Origin of the sequence: Kingella negevensis (assembly GCF_030177895.1) — a bacterium.
In the GTDB taxonomy this organism is placed as follows: Bacteria; Pseudomonadota; Gammaproteobacteria; order Burkholderiales; family Neisseriaceae; genus Kingella_C; species Kingella_C negevensis.
Window position 1 is genome coordinate 1375190 of record NZ_CP123448.1, and the last position, 22741, is coordinate 1397930.

A 22741-nucleotide genomic window follows, 5' to 3' on the forward strand; every position below is an offset into this window, starting at 1 on the left:
TTTCAGCAATATTTTGTAGTACAGAAGTAAAAGACCTTCAGGCAGCCTGAAAAATCTCAGCCTGAAAAACACATTCATTCTTTTCAAGGAGTATTACCATGTCATTCAATTTGAACAACCGCCATCTGTTGAGCTTAACCAACCACACAGAAAAAGAAATCCGCTTCTTGCTGGATTTGGCACGCGATTTGAAACGCGCAAAATACGCAGGCACAGAACAACAAACCTTGCGCGGCAAAAACATTGCTCTGATTTTTGAAAAAACTTCTACCCGTACACGCTGCGCATTTGAAGTCGCCGCTTACGACCAAGGCGCAAACGTAACCTACATCGACCCAACATCATCACAAATCGGCCACAAAGAAAGCATGAAAGACACCGCACGCGTGTTAGGTCGCATGTACGACGCAATCGAATATCGCGGCTTCAAACAATCCGTGGTTGAAGAATTAGCAGAATACGCAGGCGTACCAGTATTCAACGGCTTGACCGACGAATGGCACCCAACCCAAATGTTGGCAGACGTTTTGACCATGATTGAACACAGCGACAAACCATTGAGCCAAATCAGCTATGTTTACTTGGGCGACGCACGCAACAACGTAGCCAACTCATTGTTGATGATTGGTGCTAAATTGGGCATGGACGTACGCATTGCCGCACCAAAAGATTTGCAACCAACTGCCGAATTGCAAGCACGTTGCGCAGAATGGGCAAAAGAATCAGGCGCACGCGTATTGGTAACTGACGATGTGGACGCAGCCGTTAAAGGCGTGGACTACGTTCATACAGACGTTTGGGTATCAATGGGCGAACCAATCGAAGCATGGGGTCAACGCATCGACAAATTGTTGCCATACCAAGTAAACGCTAAATTGATTGAACGCACAGGCAATCCAAAAGTGAAATTCTTGCACTGTTTGCCAGCATTCCACAACAGCGAAACCAAAGTCGGCAAACAAATCGCCGAACAATATCCACACTTGGCAAACGGTATTGAAGTAACAGAAGACGTGTTTGAATCTCCACGCAATGTGGCATTCGACCAAGCTGAAAACCGTATGCACACCATTAAAGCCGTAATGGTTGCTTCGTTGTCAGGTTTGTAATCTACAAAACCCCGTAGGATGGGCTTCAGCCCATCACAAACCGCAACCCGTTTTCAGGCTGCCTGAAAATATAGGCAGCCTGAAACATCAAAATTCAATTTTGACTGCCTCACTTTTTCAGGCAGCCTGAAAACTATTTTCGGGAGATTATATTATGCGTATTGTTATTGCATTAGGTGGTAACGCCCTGTTGCGCCGCGGTCAGCCAATGACTGCCGACAACCAACGTGAGAATGTTCGCATTGCAGCCGAACAAATCGCCAAAGTTCACAAAGGCAACGAATTAGTGATTGCACACGGTAACGGCCCACAAGTGGGTTTGCTCGCATTGCAAGGCGCGGCTTATCATCAACAAGACAGCAAAGTGGAAACCTATCCATTGGACGTTTTAGGTGCAGAAACCCAAGGCATGATTGGTTACATGATTGAACAAGAAATGGGCAATGTGTTACCAAAAGACGTTCCATTTGCCACTTTGCTCACTCAAGTTGAAGTAGACAAAGCTGACCCAGCATTCCAAAACCCAACTAAATTCGTAGGTCCTGTTTACGAAAAAGCAGAAGCAGAACGCTTGGCAGCCGAAAAAGGCTGGGCAATCAAAGCCGATGGCGACAAATTCCGTCGCGTTGTACCAAGCCCATTGCCAAAACGCATTTTTGAATTGAACCCAATCAAATGGATTTTGGAAAAAGGCGCAGTGGTTTGCTGTGCTGGCGGTGGCGGTATCCCAACTTACTTTGAAAGCGAAGGTAAGTTGAGTGGTATTGAAGCTGTGATTGACAAAGACTTGTGCTCATCATTGTTGGCGCGTGAATTGGACGCTGATATGTTGGTGATTGCGACTGACGTGGACGCAACCTACACCAACTGGGGCAAAGAAGACCAAAAAGCGATTTTTGAAGCGCACCCACAAGCCTTCCGCGATTTGAACTTCCCTGCTGGTTCTATGGGACCAAAAGTAGATGCAGCTTGCGAATTTGCTGAAAAAACAGGCAAAGTAGCGGTAATCGGTGCTTTGGCTGATATTGAAGCGATTGTGGCTGGCAAAGCGGGTACACGCATTAGCACTCAATTCAAAGACATCACTTATCGTTAAAAGATTGACATGGTAGTAAAAAAAAAGCAGCCTGAAAGCTATTTTTCAGGCTGCTTTTTTTGACTTTATTAAAGCAATATAAAACTGAGTATAAATTCAAAAATAACATTTTTTCTATTAACTTATACATTATAGTTAATTAAAATAAAAATAGGACAGTAACGCATCTGTGAAATTATCATAACTAGGCAAAATTGAACGCATATATTTCTTAATATTTGCCCATGTTTTTTCTATTGGATTTCATTCAGGCGAATAAGGTGCAAGCGGGAGCAACTAAAAATTTCAGCCATTTCATAGAGATAAGCATCAGGATTTTGTTCAATATATTGTTTGAGTGCTTGCGTATCCCATTTAGTGGCATTTTGCCCTTTGACTTGATGTTTCAGGCTATCTGTTTATTCTTCTATTCTTCTAATTTAATCCAAAGGTAAAGCGTATTTCTTGAGATACCATAGGTTTTGGCAACTTTACTTGCATTGTTACATTGCTTGTAACAATTTAATGCTTTTTCTCGTAAATCAATTGAATACGCCATTTTATGCACCTTAAAGATAAAATTAGAAGTGTACTATTTTATTTTGAATTTACTATACTACAATTTTTTTAAAGCAGTTATTCAGTGTTTGCGATAGATTAAACTTTGCTTAATTATTGTGCAAGTTTAAAAAACAACGGTGCTACAATGCGCCCGCATTATGGCTAATTAGTCAAAAGAATTCTCATCACAGCCTGAAACCTTGAATTATTTTGGGAGAAATAAAAATGAAAAAACAATGCTTGTCATTATTGGTCGCAGCCGCATTTGCGTTGGCAGCTTGTGGCGATAACACTGCGAAAACAGAAGCTACACCAGCCAAACCTGCCGCAACTCAAACCGCAGAAACCACCAACAACAATCCTAATTTGAAAACCTATGTGGTTGGTTCAGAACTGGGTTACTTGCCATTTGAATTTATGAACGACAAAGGCCAAGCCGACGGTTTTGAAATTGAATTGCTGACAGAAATCGCCAAAATGGGCGGTTTTAATGTGCAATTTGTAAACTCACCACGTAGCGCAGTAACCAGCACATTAAACGACGGCAGCCGCCAAATCTGGGCATCAGCCATCGCCGTGAGCCCTGCTCGTTTGGCAGAAGTGGACATGAGCGAGCCATTTATGGATTTTGAATCTGCCGTTGCCGTAGCAGACCGCCCTGAAAACAGCAACGTGAATGCGTTGAATGATTTAGCAGGCAAAAAAATCGCGTTCAACAAAGCCAGTGTGAGCAACACCGAATTGGTTGCTGCTTTGCGTGCGACTGCTGTTCCAGAAAATTCGTTTTTCTTGGCGTTGAAATCACTGCGTTCAGGCAGAGCCGATGCTATAGTGGGCGATACTCGCGTCTTCCAATACTACAAAAATCATCAAAACGATAAAGTGCGCATCATTTCATTGGGCAAAGGCCCACAACCTTTGGCATTTGCAGTGAAAAAAAGGCAATACGGAATTGTTGAACAAAATCAATTCAGGTATCGCCAAAATGAAAGCGGACGGTTCTTTGGATAAATTGATTGCGAAATGGTTTGGCGGCGAATAAAGCATAAGCCAGAAATTTTCAGGCTGCGTTTGATTGAATACAGCCTGAAATCTTTATTTCTTCGCAGGTTTTTCAGGGCGTACCCAACCTTCAATGGTTACCTGTTTCGCACGAGCAACCACCAATTTACCGTCTTCACAGTTTTTGGTAATCACACTGCCCGCGCCAGTGGTTACTTTATTGCCTACCGTAACAGGCGCAACCAAACTGGTATGCGAACCAATACGCACCTCATCGCCAATCACGGTTTTGTGCTTGTTCACACCGTCATAATTGCACGTGATTGTGCCAGCACCGATATTGGTTTTTGTACCAATCGTCGTGTCGCCCAAATAAGTTAAGTGGTTTGCCTTGCTGCCTTTACCAATTGTGCTGTTTTTCACCTCCACAAAGTTACCAATATGCACCTCGTCCGCCAAAACAGCATTCGGACGCAAACGCGCAAATGGACCAATCTGCGCATTTTCACCAATCACGCAATCTTCCAAATGGCTAAACGGCGCAATCACCGTACCAGCCGCAATCTTCGCGTTTTTGATGACGCAGTTCGCGCCGATGCGCACATCATCGCCCAGCTCAACTTCGCCTTCCAAAATACAGTTCGCATCAATAATCACATCTTGACCGTGTTTCAGGCTGCCACGCAAATGGAAACTGGAACTGTCCAGCAACGTAACGCCAGCCAACATCACTTCAGCCGCACGATGATTGCGGTAGATGTTCGCCAATTCGCCGAGCTGCAACTTATTGTTCACACCAGCCGCCAAATAATGCGCAGAAACAGGGTGTGGTGTTACGGCAACATTATCACGCACCGCCAAGCCAACCACGTCTGTCAAATAATATTCGCCTTGCGCATTGTTGCTTTGCAAAGCGTTCAACCAGTTGGCTAAATGCGCGTTTGGCAACACAAAAATGCCTGTATTCACTTCATTAATGGTTTTTTGTTCAGCGTTTGCATCTTTTTCTTCCACAATCGCGGTAACTTGATTTTGCGCGTTGCGGATAATGCGACCGTAGCCCGTTGGGTTGCCCATGATATCGGTCAGAATGCCTACGCCTTCGCCTGCTTGCGCCAACAGGTTCGTGAGGTTTTCTTTGTTGATGAGGGGAACATCGCCATACAACACCAGCGTTTTGCCGTTTTGCGGAATGTGTGGCAACGCCATTTTTACGGCGTGTCCTGTGCCGAGCTGCTCGGTTTGTTCTACCCAGTTCACTTGTTTGTGCGACAGTTGTTGCAACACCAAATCTTTGCCGTGTCCAATCACGACGTTGATGCTTTCAGGCTGCAAGGTTGCCGCCGTGTCAATGACGTGTTCCAGCATGGATTTGCCACCAATTTGGTGCAGGACTTTGGGGAGTTTGGAATACATGCGCGTGCCTTTGCCAGCCGCGAGAATGATAATGTGTAGAGACATTTTTGAGGATTTCCTTGAGGGTTATTTTTGGGGTTTCAGGCTGCGTTTTTTATCAGAATGCAGCCTGAAAATTATTCTGCGTCCTTGTTTGGCAAAATAGCGTGAGGTTGCGGACGGTTTTCATGGTAATGCGTGTTTTGGGACGCTGCGCCGTTGGTGTAATAAATACCTGTACCGTTTGGATAGCGTTGGCGAAAGTGTGTGCTGCCGTCTTCGATTTGGTAGGTTTCCCATGTGCAAGCGGATAGGGCAAGCGCGGCGAGTAGGCTGATGAATAAGGGTTTCATGGTGTGCGTCCTGAAAATGTGTGGAAAGTGGAATTATAGCGCGGTTTCAGTGTTTTCAGGCTGCCTGAATATGCGCGGCGATAATCTCCGCCATGCGCTCACTCGCCCCTTGATGCTGCGCGACAAACTGCGTGGCGTGTTGAGCAAAGTCGGCATATTGCTGCGGATTGCCAATCCATTGCGACACGGTTTGCACCAACTCTTCTGCGCTGTTCACTTGCACGGCTGCGCCTGCAGCTAATGCGCCTTCACACGCAGCCTGAAAATTGTAAACGGATTGCCCGAACAATACGGGTTTGCCGCAAGCCATTGGTTCGATGATGTTTTGACAACCTGTGTCTATCAAACTGCCACCCACAAAGGCAATATCCGCCGCTTGGTAATACGCAAACATTTCACCCATGCTGTCGCCAATCCAGACTTGGGTTTCAGGCTGCAAGGGTTGGTTGTCGCTGCGTTTTTGGGCGCGGAAACCGAGTTGCACGGCACAATCAAACGCAGCCTGAAAACGCTCTGGGTGGCGCGGCACAATCACTAACAGGGCATTTTGTGGGACGTTTTGCCATGCGCGTAAAATCAGTTCGGTTTCGTCCACGCCGTTTTTTTCGCGTGTGCTGGCGGCTAGGAATATGGGGCGTTCGCCAATTCGCTGCCTGAAAGTCTGCGCGAGTGTTTGGACGTGTTCGGGCGGCGTGATGTCGTATTTGGTGTTACCGCAAACTTGTACGTTTGCTGCGCCAATTTGGGCGAGCCGCTCTGCGTCTGCTGGGGTTTGTGCTAGGCAGCCTGAAAGTGTGGCTAGAGCTGGTTGCACTAGGCTTTGTGCTTTTTGATAGCCTTGCGCGGATTTTTGGGATAGTCGTGCATTGGCAAGAAATAGGGGGACGTGGGCTTGGTTGGCAGCCTGAAAAAGGTTCGCCCAAATTTCGGTTTCCATGATGATGCCTGCGATGGGTTGGTGTTCGCGCATGAATTGCTGTACCCAGTCGCGGCGGTCATAGGGCAAATAGCGGCATTGGGCTTGTGGGTAGAGTTGCTCTGCAGTGGCGCGTCCTGTGGGGGTCATTTGTGTGAGCAACAGAGGGGCGTTGGGAAAGCGTTCTTGCAGCGCGGCAATGAGGGGTTGCGCAGCGCGTGTTTCGCCGACTGATACGGTGTGCAGCCAAATGGGGCGTTGGACGGGATTGAGGTATGCGCTGCCGAAGCGTTCGTCCCAGTGTTTGAGATAGTCGGGATTTTTTTGAGCGCGTTTGCGCAGATAGTGTTTGATGATTGGGGGGGCGATGTGCCACAGGGCGTTATATAAGGTGGTGAGCATAGTTTCAGGCTGCTTAAAAAATTGAAATTATACCGTTTATATAGCAAATTCAAAATAAAATAGTACACTTCTAATTTTATCTTTAAGGTGCATAAAATGGCGTATTCAATTGATTTACGAGAAAAAGCATTAAATTGTTACAAGCAATGTAACAATGCAAGTAAAGTTGCCAAAACCTATGGTATCTCAAGAAATACGCTTTACCTTTGGATTAAATTAGAAGAACAAACAGGTAGCCTGAAACATCAAGTCAAAGGGCAAAATGCCACTAAATTGGATACGCAAGCACTCAAACAATATATTGAACAAAATCCTGATGCTTATCTCTATGAAATGGCTGAAATGTTTAGTTACTCCCGCTTGCACCTTATTCGCCTGAATTAAATCCAATAGAAAAAACATGGGCAAATATTAAGAAATATATGCGTTCAATTTTGCCTAGTTATGATAATTTCACAGATGTGTTACTGTCCTATTTCTATTTCAATTAAATATATTTTGAGATATGCAGTTTTTTGTAAATTTTCTTGTCGCAATTTGAAAATTTATTTTAGAATAGAGTTTATGTTCTAGAAATTATTTTTCAGGCTGCGAACTTTGCAGCCTGAAATTCATTGCAAGGGAAAATATGAAACATCATCTTTCAAAAGTATGCTTGGCATTGGTTGCTGGCGTATTTGCACAACAAGCATCTGCTTCAGGTTATCATTTTGGCACACAATCAGTCGGTGCGCAAAGCACAGCAAATGCAGCCGCAGCAGAAGCCGCAGACGCTTCCACTATTTTTTACAACCCAGCTGGTTTGACTAAATTGCAAGGACGCGGTGAATTTACTGCCGCAGCCAATATTGTAATGCCTTCTATCAAATATAGCGATGCAAAAATGACCACATTCCGTGGCGCACCTGCAACTGGCGTAACCAGTGGCAAAATTGCGGAAACCACTATCGCCCCTCATTTGTATGGCGCATACAAATTAAACGACCGTGTGAGCTTAGGTTTGGGTATGTATATCCCATTTGGTTCAAAAACTGAATACACAAAAGATTCCGTTCTGCGTTACAACATCAACAAATTAGGTTTAACTTCTGTTGCACTTGAACCAGTTGTAGCATTCAAAGCCAATGAAAAACACTCATTTGGTGTCGGTTTAATCGCCCAATATTCACAAGCTGAATTGCGCAAGTATTCAGACTGGAGCGCAAGTGGTAAATTAGGTGATTTGCCATCAGGTGCAGCAGACGGACACGCAGATGTGAAAGGTCATGACTGGGGCTTTGGCTACCACTTAGGCTGGATGTATGACATGAACGACCGCGTTCGCATTGGTGTGAACTATCGTTCAAAAGTGGAACACAATTTATCAGGTTCTGCCAAATGGCAACCAGATGGCGCAGTAGCTAAAGCATACTATGATAATGTTATTTCCCCAGTTTCAGGCTACGTTCCTAATGAGAAAACCTCAGTTAAAATTGTTACACCAGAATCATTGTCCGTTCATGGCATGTACCGTGCAAGCGACAAACTGAATTTATACGGCGATGTAACTTGGACACGCCACAGCCGTTTTGATAAAGCAGCATTAGCATTTGAACATAACAAGATTGTTGCCAAAACAGGTAAACCAGACGCATCAGGCAAAATAATTGGGAAATCCAACACCACTGTTATCACCCCAAACTGGCGCGACACCTACAAAGTAGCGATTGGCGGTTCATATCAATACAGCGAACCTTTGCAATTGCGCGCAGGTATCGCGTATGACCAAAGCCCAGTGAAAAGCTCAGCAGACCGCTTAAACAGCATGCCAGATGCTAACCGTTTATGGTTGTCAGTCGGTGCACGTTATACGCACAAAAAACGCCATGTGTTTGACGTAGCCTACTCATATATTGATATTAAAGATTCAGATTACACCGCTCCAGCAGCCACAGGCGACAGCATGGACAGCCGCGGCGCATCATCTGCAAAATTTAAAACGTCAGCCAGCATTGTAGGCTTGCAATACACCTACAAATTTTAATTAACACGCAGCCTGAAAATCGTTTTCAGGCTGCGTTTTTTTTGTTATAAAGACAACGTTTTTTTAAACCCCTAATAGATAAGGAAACCCAAATGGAACTCGTATTTATCCGCCACGGTTTGAGCGAATGGAATGCCAAAAACCTGTTTACAGGCTGGCGTGATGTAAAACTGTCAGAACAAGGCATGGCAGAAGCCGCAGCTGCAGGTCAGAAATTGAAAGCCGCAGGCTACGAATTTGACATTGCGTTCACATCTGTTTTGACACGTGCCATCAAAACTTGCAACATCGTATTAGAAGAAAGCGACCAATTGTTTGTCCCACAAATCAAAACATGGCGCTTGAACGAACGCCACTACGGCGCATTGCAAGGCATGGACAAAAAACAAACCGCAGAAAAATACGGCGACGAGCAAGTTCACATCTGGCGCCGCAGCTACGACACCTTGCCACCATTGTTAGACCGTAACGACGAATTCTCAGCGCACAACGACCGCCGTTATGCCAACTTGCCAAGCGATGTGATTCCAGACGGCGAAAACTTGAAAGTTACTTTGGAACGCGTATTGCCATTCTGGGAAGACCAAATCGCCCCAGCCATTATGTCTGGCAAACGCGTATTAGTTGCCGCACACGGTAACTCACTGCGCGCCTTGGCAAAACACATCGAAGGCATTTCTGACGAAGACATCATGGGTTTAGAAATCCCAACAGGTCAGCCATTGGTGTATAAATTGGACGACAACTTGAAAGTGATTGAGAAATTCTACTTGTAATTTCAATTCATCAATAAAAAGCAGCCTGAAAAAAGTTTCAGGCTGCTTTTTTATATTTTTCAGGCTGCATAAAAAATCGGATTTCTTATTTCTAAGAAATCCGATTTTAATTAAAGCGTATTAGCCTTTACGAGCTGCAGTAACTTCAGCCGCCACGTTCGCAGGAGCTTCCGCGTATTTCGCGAATTCCATAGAGTAAGTAGCGCGACCTTGAGTTGCAGAACGCAAGTCAGTTGAGTAACCGAACATTTCAGCCAATGGCACTTCAGCGCGAACTTTTTTGCCACCGATGCCGTCATCGTCCATACCCAACACGATACCGCGACGACGGTTCAAGTCGCCCATTACGTCGCCCATGTATTCTTCAGGTGTTTCCACTTCAACTGCCATGATTGGCTCAAGCAATGCAGGAGATGCTTTACGCATACCTTCTTTAAATGCTTGTGATGCTGCTAATTCAAACGCTAATTGTGAAGAGTCCACATCGTGTGATGAGCCGAATACCAAGCGTACACGAACGTCTACAACAGGGAAGCCTGCTACCACGCCGTTTGGTAATGTGTCGCGGATACCTTTATCAACAGACGGAATGAATTCGCGAGGAATCACACCACCTTTAATTTCGTCGATAAATTCGTAACCTGCGCCACCTGGTTCCATAGGTTCCATTTTAATCACAACGTGACCGTATTGACCTTTACCACCAGATTGTTTCGCGTGTTTGTATTCAGATTCTACTTCTTTGCGGATAGTCTCGCGGTATGCCACTTGTGGTGCACCGATGTTTGCTTCTACTGCAAATTCGCGTTTCATACGGTCTACAATAATTTCCAAGTGCAATTCGCCCATACCAGAAATGATTGTTTGACCTGATTCTTCGTCTGTACGAACGCGGAATGAAGGGTCTTCTTTAGACAAACGGTTCAAAGCGATACCCATTTTTTCTTGGTCAGCTTTGGTTTTTGGCTCAACAGCAACGTGAATCACTGGCTCTGGAAATTCCATGCGTTCCAAGATGATAGGAGCATCTTCTGAACACAAAGTTTCACCAGTTGTAACGTCTTTCAAACCGATTGCAGCAGCGATGTCGCCAGCGCGTACTTCTTCGATTTCGTCACGGTCGTTTGCAGTCATTTGCACCAAGCGACCAATACGTTCACGAGTGCCTTTAACTGAGTTTACAACTGTATCACCCGTTTTCAACACGCCTGAGTAAACGCGGATAAATGTCAAGTTACCAACGTATTTGTCGTTCATCATTTTGAACGCCAACGCTGAGAATTTTTCATTATCGTCAGCTTTACGAGATGATTTTTCGCCGTTTGGCAATTCACCTTGAACGTCTGGAATGTCAGTAGGAGCTGGCAAGAATTCTACAACTGCGTCCAACATACGTTGTACACCTTTGTTTTTAAATGCAGAACCGCACAACATTGGTTGAATTTCGCCAGCCAATGTACGCGCACGCAACGCACCAATGATTTCTTCTTCAGACAGCTCTTCGCCACCCAAGTATTTGTCCATCAATTCCTCGTTGGCTTCGGCTGCGGCTTCAATCATGTTTTGACGCCATTCTTCAGCGGTAGAAACCAAGTCAGCAGGAATATCGCCATAAGTAAAGGTTGTACCTTTGTCGGCTTCATTCCAAATGATGGCTTTCATTTTCAACAAATCTACAACGCCTTCAAAGCCTTCTTCTGCACCAACTGGGATAACGATTGGTACAGGATTCGCGCGCAAGCGAGTACGCATTTGTTCTACCACGCGGAAGAAGTTTGCGCCTTGACGGTCCATTTTGTTTACAAATGCCAAACGTGGTACTTTGTATTTATTGGCTTGGCGCCATACGGTTTCAGATTGTGGTTGTACGCCACCTACTGCACAGTAAACCATTACTGCGCCGTCCAATACACGCATAGAACGCTCTACTTCAACGGTAAAGTCAACGTGTCCTGGGGTGTCAATGATGTTGAAACGGTGTTCTTTAAACTGTTTCGCCATACCAGACCAATATGATGTTACGGCAGCAGAAGTAATAGTAATACCACGTTCTTGCTCTTGTTCCATCCAGTCGGTTGTTGCTGCACCGTCATGCACTTCACCCAGTTTGTGTGTCAGACCAGTGTAGAACAAGATACGTTCAGTAGTCGTTGTTTTACCAGCGTCAATGTGTGCAGAAATACCGATGTTACGGTACAAGTTAATAGGGGTTTTGCGAGCCATTTTATCAGCCTTTCAATATTAGAAGCGGAAGTGAGAGAATGCTTTGTTCGCTTCTGCCATGCGGTGTACTTCTTCGCGTTTTTTCATCGCGCCGCCACGACCTTCAGCCGCATCAATCAATTCGCCAGCCAAACGCAAATCCATAGATTTTTCGCCGCGTTTACGAGCTGCATCACGTACCCAACGCATAGCCAAAGCCAAACGACGTGAAGGACGAACTTCAACAGGAACTTGGTAGTTAGCACCACCTACACGGCGGCTTTTCACTTCCACGATTGGTTTAGCGTTAGCAATAGCTTCGTTGAATACTTCAATAGCTTCTTTGCCTTGTACTTTTTTAGCAATTTGTTCCAATGCGCCGTATACGATGCGTTCAGCAACGGCTTTTTTACCGTCAATCATCAATACGTTCATGAATTTAGTTAATTCTACGCTACCAAATTTTGGATCTGGCAATACGTCGCGTTTTGGGACTTCTCTACGTCTTGGCATTTTAATTCCTTAATGTTTATTCAGCTGGGGGCAATCCCATGAATGTTTATCCAAAACATTCACTTACTCGACTGCAATGATTTTCAGGCAGCCGACCATGCCATTTTGTTAATCAAATTATTTAGGGCGTTTAGCACCATATTTAGAACGAGCTTGTTTACGGTCTTTAACACCAGCAGTATCCAAAGAACCGCGAACAGTGTGGTAACGTACACCTGGCAAGTCTTTTACACGACCACCGCGAATCAAAACAACGCTGTGTTCTTGCAAGTTGTGGCCTTCACCACCGATGTATGAAATCACTTCAAAACCGTTAGTCAAACGAACTTTACATACTTTACGCAAAGCTGAGTTAGGTTTTTTAGGAGTTGTAGTGTAAACGCGTGTGCAAACGCCACGTTTTTGTGGGCATGCTTCCAACGCAGGTACTTTGTTCACATATACAGGTTTTTGACGACCTTTGCGAACTAACTGGTTAATAGTAGGCATATTTTTCTTTTCCTGTTGAATAAAATATCTTGCCGACACCATGCCGACAAGCCTAGCATTATAACTTTTTTGAGATTTTTCAGTCAATAAGCGTGTGATATTTTGCGGTTTTTTGCTTTCAACTATAAAATAAAATGCAGCCTGAAAATGATTTTAGGCTGCATTTTTAGGATTTTATTATGCTCTGCCCTTGCCAATCATCTTTATCATATTTCGAATGTTGCGAACCGTTCCATTTGCGCCAATCGCAGCCTGAAACTGCGGAACAACTGATGCGCTCACGTTATTCAGCGTATGTATTGCAACAAATTGATTATTTAGTGGCGACTACTGTTCCCGCGCAACAAAATTTGCTCAATCAGGCAGATATGTTGGCATGGTCGCAACAAGCGCAATGGCTGGGCTTAGCCGTTCATCAACACATTCCCAAAATCGGCAAACGCCACGCGCAAGTGGAATTTACCGCACGTTTTGCGGAAAACGGGCAAGCACACGAACATCTAGAACTTTCTGCATTCGTGCAAATTGATGGTGCGTGGTTTTTTATTGACCCAACCGTGCCGTTGCCAAGCATGAAATCATTGTGCTTCTGCGGTTCAGAAAAGAAATTCAAAGCCTGTTGTGGGCAGTTTTTCAAATAGCAAAAAGCAGCCTGAAAACTTTTCAGGCTGCTTTTTTTAAACAAATTAAATCACGTTTTGTTTCAGTTTTTCATGCGCTTCGTCCGCATGTTTTTGTTCTGTAAATGGGCCAACTTTTACCACATAATCGTTACCATTTTTCACCATAATCGCGCGTTGTTCCGCTTTGTTGCTGCTTAAATGGCTGCTGGCTTTTTTCATAAACGCTTTCGCATCGGCTTCGGTGTCAAACGTTTTCAAACTAAAAAAAATGCTTTTTGCGCTGCTTGGTTTGTCTTGCGCGATAGAATCGCCTGCTTTCAGCGTTTCAATGCGTACTTGCGTTGAACCTTGATTGATAAAGCCCAATTTCGCTGCGGCGCCTTTGGACAAATCCATCACATGATTAGAGTGGAAAGGCCCACGGTCGTTAATGCGAACCACAATGCTTTTGCCGTTAGACAAATTGGTTACGCGCGCATAGCTGGGGATTGGGAGAGTGGGATGAGCGGCTGTGAGTGCATTCATATTGAAAACTTCGCCGCTTGAAGTTCGTTTGCCGTGAAAGCCTGGTCCATACCACGAGGCTTTCCCTGTTTCGCTAAAATTTTCTACTTCTGTTTTTGGATAATAGCGTTTTCCAGCCACTTTGTAGCTGAGGTTTGCTGTGGGGTGCAATTTTTCGGCGCGAACCACTGCTGGCGCGGCGTGAACTGCTGCACTGGTAAACAAAGCGATAACACTAACCATCAACGCGTTTTGGATTTTAGTCAAAATAGAGTCCGTTCTTGAGTTAAAGATGTTTGACGTAATTTCTCAAGAGCCTAGTGAGCATGTCGGATACAAGTATCCGACCTACTTTACAATAGTTTTCAGGCTGCCTGAAAAATTACAAACCACCCTCATAACCCACTTGCCGCCATGCTTCAAACACGGTAATCGCCACAGTATTGGATAAATTCATGCTGCGGTTATTTGGCATCATGGGAAAACGAATTTTCTGATTTTCAGGCAGCGAGCCTAAAATTTCAGCAGGCAAACCGCGCGTTTCTGGCCCAAACATAAAAACGTCGCCCGCTTGAAATTGCACTGTATCAGGACGGGTTTTGCCTTTTGTGGTGAGCGCGAAAATGCGTCTGCCTGCCAACGCCGCCATGCAATATTCAAAGTTTTCATGCACAGTGAGCGTAGAAAATTCGTGATAATCCAGCCCAGCGCGTTTCATTTTGCTGCTATCCAGTGGGAAACCAAGTGGTTTCACTAGGTGCAAATCGCAGCCTGTATTGGCGCACAGGCGAATGATATTGCCTGTGTTGGGCGGAATTTCGGGTTGGTAAAGCACAACGGTAAACATGTTATTTCCTTACATATTTGTTTTTTATACATAAAAAAGATAAAAGACCGTTGCACGGCAAGCAATATGCCCCACACGGCTTTTTCTCGTCAAACGAATTTTCACAAATTACGCATGACTACACAAGCGTAAATCTCTGCCGCGCCCGATTGCTGTAGCGTTCGGGCTAATTCTTGCAAAGTTGCAGAAGTGCTTGTTACATCATCAATTATCAGAATTTTACGGTTCTTAACAGATTGCTGAACACTGAACGCATTGATGATATTTTCGGCACGTTCTGCTGCATTTAGGGTACTTTGTGGTGTTTTATGCCGCCTTAAAATCGTATCGGTTGGCAAAGTGGGGATTTTGTAGTTTTTTGTAATGACTTCTGTTAAATCATCGCATTGGTTGAAACCGCGCATAAATCGGCGTTTTCGGCTGATGGGCATGGCTAACACGGCATCAATTTGGGCTTCAGCAAGCCATGGCGGGGGGTTTTCTTGCAAAATGGTTTGGAAAATGGCGGCAAATTCGCCTTGTCGTGAATGTTTCCATTCGTGCAACAAGGCCGGCAATGGCGCGAGATAATCGGCGCATGCCCAGAGTTTTTGGTATGGGGGCGGATTGTTTTGGCAATCGGGGCAGATTTTGCCTGTGCCGTTCCATTGGGCGCATTGCGGACAGAATTGGTTGGCGTGATGATATAGGCGGCGAATGTCGTTCAGGCAGCCTGAACAAAGGGGTTTGGCAGCCTGAATGCTGGTTTCGCAGATGAGACAGAAAGAGTTGAAAAACATGGGGATTTCCTTTTTCAGGCTGCGATAATAGGGAAAATACAGCCTGAAAACAAATGGAGCGGCGGCGGCTCGCCGACACTTTTTAACTTTATATAATCTCTCAATTTATCAGTGAAATTTTGTCGGCAAGCCGCCGACGTTCCATAAAAAGGCAGCCTGAAAAATATCTTTCAGGCTGCTTTTTATTTACTTCGCGTCCTTAAACCCACGCTTCAAATGCACCATCAACAACGCTACCGCAGCAGGGGTAATGCCCGAAATACGACTCGCTTGCCCCACTGTTTCAGGTTTGTGCTTATTCAATTTCTGCTGCACTTCCGCCGACAAACCTTTCACTTTCGCGTAATCAATATTTTCAGGCAGCCTTAACGTTTCAATATCACGGCGCGAATCAATTTCATCATTCTGACGGTCAATATAGCCTTGATATTTAACCTGAATTTCCACTTGCTCCACCACATCAGCAGGCAATGGATTTTCAGGCAACGCATTCGGCAACGTCATCAAGTTCGTATAATCCAAATTCGGACGGCGCAACAAATCATGCAAATTTGCTTCACGGCTCAATTTTTGCCCGAATACGCGCTCTTGTTCGCTTTCAGGCAGCTTTTGCGGCGTGTACCAAGTGCCGCGTAAACGCTGAATTTCCCGCTCAATTTGCTCGCGTTTCGTTTCAAAATCGCGCCATTGCTGCTCGGAAACCAATCCAATTTGATAGCCCAATTCCGTCAAACGCATATCCGCATTGTCTTCGCGCAACTGCAAGCGATACTCGGCGCGGCTCGTGAACATACGATACGGCTCATTCACGCCTTTGGTAATCAAATCGTCCACCAACACGCCCAAATACGCTTGTTCGCGTCTCAACAACAAAGGGTCTTGTTCGCGCACAAATTGCACCGCGTTTGCGCCAGCCAATAAGCCCTGCGCGGCGGCTTCTTCGTAGCCTGTTGTGCCGTTGATTTGCCCTGCAAAAAATAAGCCACTAATCGTTTTGGTTTCCATGCTGGCTTTTAAATTGCGTGGGTCAAAATAGTCGTATTCAATCGCGTAACCTGGGCGCAAAATGTGCGCGTTTTCCAAGCCTTTCATGCTGCGAACTAACGCTAATTGAATGTCAAACGGTAAACTGGTTGAGATGCCGTTTGGGTAATATTCGTGCGTGGTCAAGCCTTCGGGTTCTAGGAAAATTTGATGACTGTCTTTGTCGGCAAAACGGTTGATTTTGTCTTCAATAGACGGGCAATAGCGCGGACCCACGCCTTCAATTTTGCCTGTGAACATTGGGCTGCGGTCAAAACCACTGCGGATAATGTCGTGCGTTTGCGTGTTGGTATGGGTAATCCAGCACGAAACTTGTTGCGGGTGCATGGCTGCGTTGCCGCGTACGGAAAACACAGGCACGGGCGAATCGCCAGCTTGTTCGGTTAATTGGGAAAAATCAATCGTGCGTCCGTCAATGCGCGGTGGGGTGCCTGTTTTCAGTCTGCCTTGTGGCAAATTCAATTCGCGCAAACGTGCGCCGAGCGTTTTCGCGGCAGGGTCGCCAGCGCGTCCGCCTTCGTAATTTTCCAAACCGATGTGAATTTTGCCCGACAAAAATGTGCCAGCCGTCAAAACCACTGCGCGCGCTTTAAATTCCACGCCCATCGCGGTTTGCACGCCTGAAATTTTGTCGCCGTCTAACGTAATATCGGTTACGGCTTGTTGGAATAATTCTAAATTTTCTTGGTTTTCCAACATTTCGCGAATGGCGGCTTTATACAAAATGCGGTCGGCTTGGGCGCGAGTGGCGCGAACGGCTGCGCCTTTGCTGGCGTTGAGTCGGCGAAATTGAATGCCCGATTTGTCGGTTGCCAATGCCATTGCGCCGCCCAAAGCGTCCACTTCGCGCACCAAATGCCCTTTGCCGATGCCGCCAATGGCTGGATTGCACGACATTTGTCCGAGCGTTTCAATATTGTGGGACAGCAGCAGCGTTTGTGCGCCCATGCGTGCGGCGGCGAGTGCGGCTTCCGTGCCTGCGTGTCCGCCACCGACTACAATCACGTCATATGTTTTGGGGTAAATCATGTGTGTACCTGTATCTCAATATTTCAGGCAGCCTGAAAATTATAGTTGATTAAAATTGCAATGATACTGCGTTGCCAACGTCCTTATGTGCCTCACGCACACGGCGAGCGTTGTCGCCTTGTCTCATTTTTATTTTAACCAACTATGTTTTTTCAGGCTGCCTTTAAGTGTTTAAAAATTGGGGCGAATTGTACGCGTTTTCAGGCAGCCTGAAAATTGGGTTAAAATAAACCTATACAGGTAAGTGTTTCCCTGTATTGAAATAACACGGCTTGCCGAAGAAACCCGCAATATAAATAATATTTTTAGGCGCTGCTATTAAAACGATGAGCGATGTTTCTATTTACAAAAACATCGCTCATCTATTTTCGGGCTACCTGAAAGATTAAAAGAAACGGTGCGCGGGGCGCACCCTACTATTTTCAGGCTGCTTTAGTTTTAACCAATTTAGTTTTAACCAATTAAGCAAACACACTTTGCGCATTCAACACCGACAGGATAAACACTCAAACGATAATTGCCACCACCGCTAAAACCGTCGTCAGCCAAGACGCTTTCTTTGTCATAGTTAATCGCATACGCAACAGCAACGGTTGCTGGCGGCGTTGCCAACATAATGGTTACAGCAAACACAGCAGCGTAGTTCAAGCTGAAACCCATGCCCCCAAACATCGCGTTGAACAAATACATAATCACCAAGAAAATCGGCGGTACAACAACCAATTTCATCACGGCGTAAATCCAAACGGCTTTTTCTTTCCCGGCTTCTTTGATTGAGATAGACGCTAAAGTCATACCAATCGCCAACCAAGCCAAAGGCGAAGACAAATCGCCCAAGTATTTAAAGCCTTTGAACACCCAAGGCAAAGTGCAAAGTTTGGTCGATACGGTAGAACGCCACTTGCGCTGTGGTAGCTGGCACTAATTCGCCTTTCACCACTTTCGCCGCAACCGCTACTTCCACTTTCGGCATATAAGGTTGCAACATCCACAAGATGAAACCAGCAAAAGTCGCAATCACAATTGGGTTCAAGAAAATCGTTTTCAGATGCTTTTTCTCGAACTTCGCGCCACTCATCACAATCAAAGCGTATGAATACAAGAATACGCGATAGGCAATGTTGAACAAGTTGGCGTACAAAGTGCCTGCTGGCAAAATCGCATTGATAATCGGCAAACCAAAAAACGTGGTTGAACCAAAAATCGTCAGCATACGCAACGTGTCTTTTTTGTCGCCTTTGTATTGTGGGTACAACACAAAAGACAGGGCAATCAACAGCAAACATGCAATAAAACCAAACACAAACACACTCAAACCATTTTTAAAAGTCTGGTCGTCAATTTTGGTCATAAACGCGTTGAACACCAAAAATGGCAACGTTACATTCAGCAGCAACGCTGCTCAACACTTTCGCGCCATTTTCCGCCACGATATTCGCTTTGCGAGCGTAATAGCCCAAGCCAATCACGAAAATCGTAGAGAACACCGCGCCGAGCAAACCATTGTCACTCAGAATTTTTAACATCATATCCCTGAGCTAACTCCCGATTATTTCAACACGCTGTTTGTCAAAGTGCCAGCCGTTAAAACTTCGTTCAAATTGTCGTAGCTGGTTTCAATCATGTTCGACAAGGCTTCATCGGTGTTTGAACCCACGTGCGGCGTAATCAAAACTTTTGGATACAAGTTAATCAATTCTTGAACGTCAGCATCTGGCACATCGTTCAAGCTATCAAATTTTTTGAAGAAGAACTTGGTTTCTTCTGGCAACACGTCCGTGCCGAAACCTGCCAATTTGCCTGATTTAATCGCAGCCACAATTGCCGCGTTGTCTTGCAATTCGCCGCGAGCCGTGTTCACCAAAATCGCGCTGTCTTTCATTTTTGCCAAGAAATCCGCGTTAATCATTTTATCGTTTTCGCCTTTGAAATACGGAACGTGTACGCTTACAACATCACATTGCGCCAACAATTCGTCCATTTCCAAGAACGTTACCACTTCTTTAGCGGCATCTGATTGGAACACGTCAAAGCCGTAAACCTCTGCGCCCAAGCCTTTAAACAATTTAGCTTCAGTCAAACCGATGCGACCTGTCCCTAAAATACCCACTTTGCAGTTGCGGATTTCTTTGCTGAACATGATTGGGGTTACGCGGAAATCCAAGCCGTGTGTGTGGTCTACGGTGTAAGCCACGTTACGCAACAAAGACATCGCCAAAGTTAAAGCCAATTCTGCAATCGCATTTGGTGAGTAAGATGGCACACGCGCCACTTGCAAGCCCAATTCTTTTGCGGCTTCTAAATCAATGTGATTGAAACCGACTGTGCGTGTGAACGCGTATTTGATGCCCCAGCTTGCTAGTTTTTCCAAGTTTTGGCGGTCGCCTTTACAGTTGCCACGGAAAATCACGGCATCGCTGCCTTTGGCTTCTTCAATGTTGTCGTGTGTGCAGAGGCTTTCAACCAGATTCAGTTCGTAGCCATATTTGTTCAATTTTTTGAAAAATTCGACTTCGTTTGGGCGTACGCCGTAGCAGGTTACTTTGAAAGTCATGATAGATTTCCTTGAATGGAGTGGTTAAAAAATTTTATGTAATTTTATACCAACTGTGCTTATTCATATAACATAAATATCCATTTATGCTGATGATTATCAAATTTTGCGCTATAAAATAGCGTGAATGGTTTTCAGGCTGCATTTAATTACTCTAAATACACAAGCAGCCTGAAAACTATTTTTCAGGCTGCTTTTTCTTTAATTCGACAAATCTTCAATCACATGAATGTGGTATTCGCATTTATCTTCTTTGCATTGCACCATTTTGGCTTCCACTTCGTATGTGCCGTCTTGTTTAATGGCTTGCGTAAACAATGGGAACACATCATCAGAAGTGTCTTCTTCAATCGTTTTGCCGTTTTGCGACAATTTCAAATCAATATTGTCGCATTGGATTGGCGCACAATCGGCGTAAAAACGGTATTTTTTATCGGCTTTCAATGGCACGCTGAGCGTTTTGCTTTCGCCTGTGGCTAAAGTGCTGCGGTCGTACACCACTTCGCCCTCGCTGCTGTTGCTCGCAGAAATCAAATTAGATGTGCGTTGTTGTTTCAGATATTCGTCTGGACTGAGTGTGTCGGGGTCTTCAGAAAATTCTTCGGCTTCTGCTTTGCCTAGATTCACGACATCTACATGATACGCGCAGCCGCTTTTGGTTGTGCAAGCTGCCATGGTGGCGTGAACGGCGTAGGTTTGGGTTTTGCTCGGTGTGATGTTGAGCATGGGAATGTCGTCATCGCCGTAATCTTTGTCAATCACTTCGCCATTAGCAAACAAACCCAAATTCAGGTCGGAACAGTTGTCATCACAATCGCCGTAAATGCGGTAGTTCGCGCCTTTGGTTAGGCGGACGGTATGCGTGGCGGTTTTGCCTTGCGCGAGTTTGCTGCGTTTGTAATACGCGCTGGCTTGTTTGGCTGGCAAGCTGCTGCGTGTGAGATTGGCTTGATGTTCGTGTGATAAATCATCTGCGGCGAATGCGGTTTGGCTGAATGCGCTGGCAAACGAAAACGCGGTTAATAATGCGATTTTTTTCATGTATTTGCCCTCTCGGTAGGCGATTAAAGTTATGTCATCTTAAGTTAAATATAGATAATTTGCAAAGTTTTCAGGCTGCCTGAAACGTGGTTTAAAATACGGTTTTTATGATGAATTAGAATGGTTTGTGATGAATTTTGTGAATACGAAAATTTCGCGGTGGATTCGTTATATTTGGGTGCATAAAGTGCGCCAATTTCATCGGCTGTCGCATAAGTGGGTGGCATTGTTTTATTCGTTTGTGGGCGCGACTTTGGTGGCAGCTTCGGCGATGTTGTTCGCACATATGGCAGAATTTGCGCTGGAATGGAATACGCGATTGGTGAAACAATTTCCTTGGTTTGCGTGGGTGGCGTTACCTTTGGGTTTGCCTGTGATTTTGTGGTTTACGCGGCGGTTTGCGCCTTACACTTCAGGCAGTGGCATTCCGCAAGTGTTGGCTTCGTTGGCGTTGCCGTATGGTCAGCCGAAAAAACGGGCGGTGCGCTTTCGGGAGACGCTCTACAAAATTCCGCTCACGTTTTTGGGTATGCTGGCAGGTGCGTCGATTGGGCGCGAAGGTCCTTCGGTGCAAGTGGGCGCGGCGGTGATGGCTTCTTGGGGGCGTTGGTGCAGAAAACGGCAGTTGGCGTTTATTGGTCTGCAAGACAATGATTTGCTGGCGGCTGGCGCGGCAGGTGGTTTGGCGGCGGCGTTTAATGCACCGTTGGCAGGCGTAATTTTTGCGATTGAGGAACTGGGGCGCGGCGTGATGTTGCGCTGGGAACGCAAAATTTTTCTATGCATTTTAATGGCGGGTTTTGTTCAGGTGGCGATGAATGGCAACAATCCGTATTTTTATGGGTTTTATGGCAAACCTATTGAAAATATGCTGATGTGGGCGGTGCTGGGCGCGTTGATTTGCGGTGTGGCTGGCGGTTTGTTTGCGCGATTTTTGTTTAAGGGCGTTACTTGGGTTGTGCCGAAAAAAAGCCGCGCTTGGGTGGGCAATCATCCGTTTATTATGGCGGCGATTTTGGGTGTGCTGCTGGCGGCGATTGGCACGCTAAACAGTAGCGACACTTACGGCACGGGTTATCAGCAAGTTTCTGCGGCGTTGCGTGGCACTTATGACGCGCCTGTGGGCGTGGCAGTCGGCAAATGGTTGGCGACGGTGTTTTCTTATTGGGCGGGGATACCAGGCGGCATTTTCACGCCGTGTTTGTCGATTGGCGCGATGATTGGGCAACAGTTGGCGGATTTGAACCAGTTGGGCGGTGCGTCTAATGTGTTGGTATTGCTGTGCATGGCAGGATTTTTGTCGGGCGCGACGCAATCGCCTTTAACGGCGAGTGTGGTGGTGATGGAAATGACGGGTAGTATTAACTTGCTGATTTGGTTGCTGCTGTGTTCGCTGATTGCAACGGTGGTTTCACGCCAGTTCTGCCCGAAACCGTTTTATCATGCAGCGTCTGTGCGGTTTCGTCAGCGTGTGATGACGGAATGTGAGAGTAAATAGTTTTTC

23 protein-coding genes and 5 pseudogenes are annotated in these 22741 nt (G+C 45.6%); 10 read left to right on the forward strand and 18 right to left on the reverse strand.

Annotated features, from left to right (window positions below; all coding sequences use genetic code 11):
* The first annotated feature begins 98 nt into the window (after positions 1-98).
* A complete protein-coding gene (locus tag QEO93_RS07575; protein ID WP_032136460.1) occupies positions 99-1109 on the forward strand; it encodes an ornithine carbamoyltransferase in 1011 nt (336 codons plus the stop codon).
* A 154-nt stretch (positions 1110-1263) separates the two neighbouring features.
* Positions 1264-2205 (forward strand): carbamate kinase, encoded by a 942-nt coding sequence (gene arcC, locus QEO93_RS07580; protein ID WP_085815700.1) that lies wholly within the window; start codon positions 1264-1266, stop codon positions 2203-2205.
* A 135-nt stretch (positions 2206-2340) separates the two neighbouring features.
* Here arcC and QEO93_RS11705 read toward each other — a convergent pair.
* Both QEO93_RS11705 and QEO93_RS07585 read right to left on the reverse strand, forming a co-directional pair.
* A pseudogene (locus tag QEO93_RS11705) lies at positions 2341-2481 on the reverse strand (IS630 family transposase); the annotation flags it as partial.
* Positions 2475-2743, reverse strand: a pseudogene (locus tag QEO93_RS07585) (IS630 transposase-related protein); the annotation flags it as partial. The pseudogenes QEO93_RS11705 and QEO93_RS07585, both read right to left, overlap by 7 nt.
* 419 nt (positions 2744-3162) lie before the next feature.
* Here QEO93_RS07585 and QEO93_RS11710 point away from each other — a divergent pair.
* A pseudogene (locus tag QEO93_RS11710) lies at positions 3163-3399 on the forward strand (transporter substrate-binding domain-containing protein); the annotation flags it as partial.
* A 301-nt stretch (positions 3400-3700) separates the two neighbouring features.
* Positions 3701-3787: a transporter substrate-binding domain-containing protein gene (locus QEO93_RS07595; RefSeq protein WP_281251106.1), complete on the forward strand. Its 87-nt coding sequence runs from the start codon at positions 3701-3703 to the stop codon at positions 3785-3787.
* A gap of 53 nt (positions 3788-3840) precedes the next feature.
* On the opposite strand, the gene glmU is transcribed toward QEO93_RS07595, so the two are convergent.
* The 3 genes from glmU to waaA all read right to left on the reverse strand — a co-directional run bounded on the left by glmU (position 3841) and on the right by waaA (position 6813).
* Positions 3841-5208: a bifunctional UDP-N-acetylglucosamine diphosphorylase/glucosamine-1-phosphate N-acetyltransferase GlmU gene (glmU, locus tag QEO93_RS07600; protein WP_032136457.1), complete on the reverse strand. Its 1368-nt coding sequence runs from the start codon at positions 5206-5208 to the stop codon at positions 3841-3843.
* A 71-nt stretch (positions 5209-5279) separates the two neighbouring features.
* A complete protein-coding gene (locus QEO93_RS07605) occupies positions 5280-5495 on the reverse strand; it encodes a hypothetical protein (RefSeq protein WP_032136456.1) in 216 nt (71 codons plus the stop codon).
* A gap of 55 nt (positions 5496-5550) precedes the next feature.
* Positions 5551-6813: a lipid IV(A) 3-deoxy-D-manno-octulosonic acid transferase gene (gene waaA / locus QEO93_RS07610; RefSeq protein ID WP_085815704.1), complete on the reverse strand. Its 1263-nt coding sequence runs from the start codon at positions 6811-6813 to the stop codon at positions 5551-5553.
* Between the two features lie 96 nt (positions 6814-6909).
* On the opposite strand from waaA, the pseudogene QEO93_RS11715 reads away from it, so the two are divergent.
* The 4 genes and pseudogenes from QEO93_RS11715 to QEO93_RS07625 form a co-directional block, all read left to right on the forward strand.
* Positions 6910-7161, forward strand: a pseudogene (locus QEO93_RS11715) (IS630 transposase-related protein); the annotation flags it as partial.
* A gap of 2 nt (positions 7162-7163) precedes the next feature.
* Positions 7164-7304 (forward strand): annotated as a pseudogene (locus QEO93_RS11720) (IS630 family transposase); the annotation flags it as partial.
* Between the two features lie 137 nt (positions 7305-7441).
* Positions 7442-8836, forward strand: a complete 1395-nt coding sequence (locus tag QEO93_RS07620; protein WP_032136454.1) for an OmpP1/FadL family transporter — start codon at positions 7442-7444, stop codon at positions 8834-8836.
* A 92-nt stretch (positions 8837-8928) separates the two neighbouring features.
* Entirely contained in the window at positions 8929-9612 is a 684-nt protein-coding gene (locus QEO93_RS07625; protein WP_032136453.1) for a 2,3-diphosphoglycerate-dependent phosphoglycerate mutase, read from the forward strand.
* Positions 9613-9732: 120 nt separating this feature from the next.
* Here the strand turns inward: QEO93_RS07625 and fusA are convergent, their stop codons facing one another.
* From fusA to rpsL, 3 genes are all read right to left on the reverse strand, one after another.
* Positions 9733-11835 carry an elongation factor G gene (gene fusA / locus QEO93_RS07630; RefSeq protein WP_032136452.1) on the reverse strand — a complete coding sequence of 701 codons (2103 nt, stop codon included), beginning with the start codon at positions 11833-11835 and terminating at the stop codon, positions 9733-9735.
* A gap of 18 nt (positions 11836-11853) precedes the next feature.
* Positions 11854-12327, reverse strand: coding sequence for a 30S ribosomal protein S7 (gene rpsG / locus QEO93_RS07635; RefSeq protein ID WP_032136451.1), 474 nt, complete (start codon positions 12325-12327; stop codon positions 11854-11856).
* Positions 12328-12444: 117 nt separating this feature from the next.
* A complete protein-coding gene (rpsL, locus tag QEO93_RS07640) occupies positions 12445-12816 on the reverse strand; it encodes a 30S ribosomal protein S12 (protein WP_002218431.1) in 372 nt (123 codons plus the stop codon).
* 179 nt (positions 12817-12995) lie between these two features.
* Between rpsL and QEO93_RS07645 the strand changes: the two genes are divergently transcribed.
* Complete coding sequence (locus tag QEO93_RS07645) at positions 12996-13457, forward strand: YchJ family protein (RefSeq protein WP_032136450.1); 462 nt, start codon at positions 12996-12998, stop codon at positions 13455-13457.
* 45 nt (positions 13458-13502) lie between these two features.
* Here QEO93_RS07645 and QEO93_RS07650 read toward each other — a convergent pair whose 3' ends face one another.
* From QEO93_RS07650 to QEO93_RS07695, 10 genes are all read right to left on the reverse strand, one after another.
* Positions 13503-14210: a septal ring lytic transglycosylase RlpA family protein gene (locus QEO93_RS07650; RefSeq protein WP_032136449.1), complete on the reverse strand. Its 708-nt coding sequence runs from the start codon at positions 14208-14210 to the stop codon at positions 13503-13505.
* A gap of 115 nt (positions 14211-14325) precedes the next feature.
* Positions 14326-14790: a tRNA (uridine(34)/cytosine(34)/5-carboxymethylaminomethyluridine(34)-2'-O)-methyltransferase TrmL gene (gene trmL / locus QEO93_RS07655; RefSeq protein ID WP_032136448.1), complete on the reverse strand. Its 465-nt coding sequence runs from the start codon at positions 14788-14790 to the stop codon at positions 14326-14328.
* A 101-nt stretch (positions 14791-14891) separates the two neighbouring features.
* Positions 14892-15569: a ComF family protein gene (locus QEO93_RS07660; RefSeq protein ID WP_089152879.1), complete on the reverse strand. Its 678-nt coding sequence runs from the start codon at positions 15567-15569 to the stop codon at positions 14892-14894.
* A gap of 186 nt (positions 15570-15755) precedes the next feature.
* Entirely contained in the window at positions 15756-17642 is a 1887-nt protein-coding gene (mnmG, locus tag QEO93_RS07665; RefSeq protein WP_032136446.1) for a tRNA uridine-5-carboxymethylaminomethyl(34) synthesis enzyme MnmG, read from the reverse strand.
* Positions 17643-18095: 453 nt separating this feature from the next.
* Positions 18096-18479 carry an AEC family transporter gene (locus QEO93_RS07670; protein ID WP_209434842.1) on the reverse strand — a complete coding sequence of 128 codons (384 nt, stop codon included), beginning with the start codon at positions 18477-18479 and terminating at the stop codon, positions 18096-18098.
* 4 nt (positions 18480-18483) lie between these two features.
* Positions 18484-18993: an AEC family transporter gene (locus QEO93_RS07675; RefSeq protein ID WP_209434841.1), complete on the reverse strand. Its 510-nt coding sequence runs from the start codon at positions 18991-18993 to the stop codon at positions 18484-18486.
* Entirely contained in the window at positions 18980-19171 is a 192-nt protein-coding gene (locus QEO93_RS07680) for a hypothetical protein (RefSeq protein WP_167331696.1), read from the reverse strand. Before QEO93_RS07680 ends, QEO93_RS07675 begins: the two co-directional genes overlap by 14 nt.
* A 20-nt stretch (positions 19172-19191) precedes the next feature.
* Positions 19192-20196, reverse strand: coding sequence for a 2-hydroxyacid dehydrogenase (locus QEO93_RS07685; protein WP_032136444.1), 1005 nt, complete (start codon positions 20194-20196; stop codon positions 19192-19194).
* Positions 20197-20397: 201 nt separating this feature from the next.
* Positions 20398-21237: a hypothetical protein gene (locus QEO93_RS07690; RefSeq protein ID WP_032136443.1), complete on the reverse strand. Its 840-nt coding sequence runs from the start codon at positions 21235-21237 to the stop codon at positions 20398-20400.
* Positions 21238-21281: 44 nt separating this feature from the next.
* A complete protein-coding gene (locus tag QEO93_RS07695) occupies positions 21282-21464 on the reverse strand; it encodes a hypothetical protein (RefSeq protein ID WP_245190614.1) in 183 nt (60 codons plus the stop codon).
* On the opposite strand from QEO93_RS07695, the gene QEO93_RS07700 reads away from it, so the two are divergent.
* On the forward strand, positions 21458-22735 hold the full coding sequence (locus QEO93_RS07700; protein WP_425337430.1) for a chloride channel protein: 1278 nt from the start codon (positions 21458-21460) through the stop codon (positions 22733-22735). The genes QEO93_RS07695 and QEO93_RS07700 overlap by 7 nt on opposite strands.
* Positions 22736-22741: the final 6 nt, after the last annotated feature.

Excerpts from the sequence above, each read along its gene's own strand:
- QEO93_RS07625 (WP_032136453.1), top strand. The coding sequence starts at position 8,929 with ATGGAACTCGTATTTATCCGCCACGGTTTGAGCGAATGGAATGCCAAA.
- QEO93_RS07575 (WP_032136460.1), top strand. The coding sequence starts at position 99 with ATGTCATTCAATTTGAACAACCGCCATCTGTTGAGCTTAACCAACCAC.
- arcC (WP_085815700.1), top strand. The coding sequence starts at position 1,264 with ATGCGTATTGTTATTGCATTAGGTGGTAACGCCCTGTTGCGCCGCGGT.
- mnmG (WP_032136446.1), bottom strand. The coding sequence starts at position 17,642 with ATGATTTACCCCAAAACATATGACGTGATTGTAGTCGGTGGCGGACAC.
- waaA (WP_085815704.1), bottom strand. The coding sequence starts at position 6,813 with ATGCTCACCACCTTATATAACGCCCTGTGGCACATCGCCCCCCCAATC.
- QEO93_RS07620 (WP_032136454.1), top strand. The coding sequence starts at position 7,442 with ATGAAACATCATCTTTCAAAAGTATGCTTGGCATTGGTTGCTGGCGTA.
- QEO93_RS07685 (WP_032136444.1), bottom strand. The coding sequence starts at position 20,196 with ATGACTTTCAAAGTAACCTGCTACGGCGTACGCCCAAACGAAGTCGAA.
- QEO93_RS07660 (WP_089152879.1), bottom strand. The coding sequence starts at position 15,569 with ATGTTTTTCAACTCTTTCTGTCTCATCTGCGAAACCAGCATTCAGGCT.
- QEO93_RS07675 (WP_209434841.1), bottom strand. The coding sequence starts at position 18,993 with ATGACCAAAATTGACGACCAGACTTTTAAAAATGGTTTGAGTGTGTTT.
- QEO93_RS07605 (WP_032136456.1), bottom strand. The coding sequence starts at position 5,495 with ATGAAACCCTTATTCATCAGCCTACTCGCCGCGCTTGCCCTATCCGCT.
- fusA (WP_032136452.1), bottom strand. The coding sequence starts at position 11,835 with ATGGCTCGCAAAACCCCTATTAACTTGTACCGTAACATCGGTATTTCT.
- QEO93_RS07680 (WP_167331696.1), bottom strand. The coding sequence starts at position 19,171 with ATGATGTTAAAAATTCTGAGTGACAATGGTTTGCTCGGCGCGGTGTTC.
- QEO93_RS07645 (WP_032136450.1), top strand. The coding sequence starts at position 12,996 with ATGCTCTGCCCTTGCCAATCATCTTTATCATATTTCGAATGTTGCGAA.
- rpsL (WP_002218431.1), bottom strand. The coding sequence starts at position 12,816 with ATGCCTACTATTAACCAGTTAGTTCGCAAAGGTCGTCAAAAACCTGTA.
- QEO93_RS07695 (WP_245190614.1), bottom strand. The coding sequence starts at position 21,464 with ATGCCACCCACTTATGCGACAGCCGATGAAATTGGCGCACTTTATGCA.
- glmU (WP_032136457.1), bottom strand. The coding sequence starts at position 5,208 with ATGTCTCTACACATTATCATTCTCGCGGCTGGCAAAGGCACGCGCATG.
- rpsG (WP_032136451.1), bottom strand. The coding sequence starts at position 12,327 with ATGCCAAGACGTAGAGAAGTCCCAAAACGCGACGTATTGCCAGATCCA.
- QEO93_RS07690 (WP_032136443.1), bottom strand. The coding sequence starts at position 21,237 with ATGAAAAAAATCGCATTATTAACCGCGTTTTCGTTTGCCAGCGCATTC.
- trmL (WP_032136448.1), bottom strand. The coding sequence starts at position 14,790 with ATGTTTACCGTTGTGCTTTACCAACCCGAAATTCCGCCCAACACAGGC.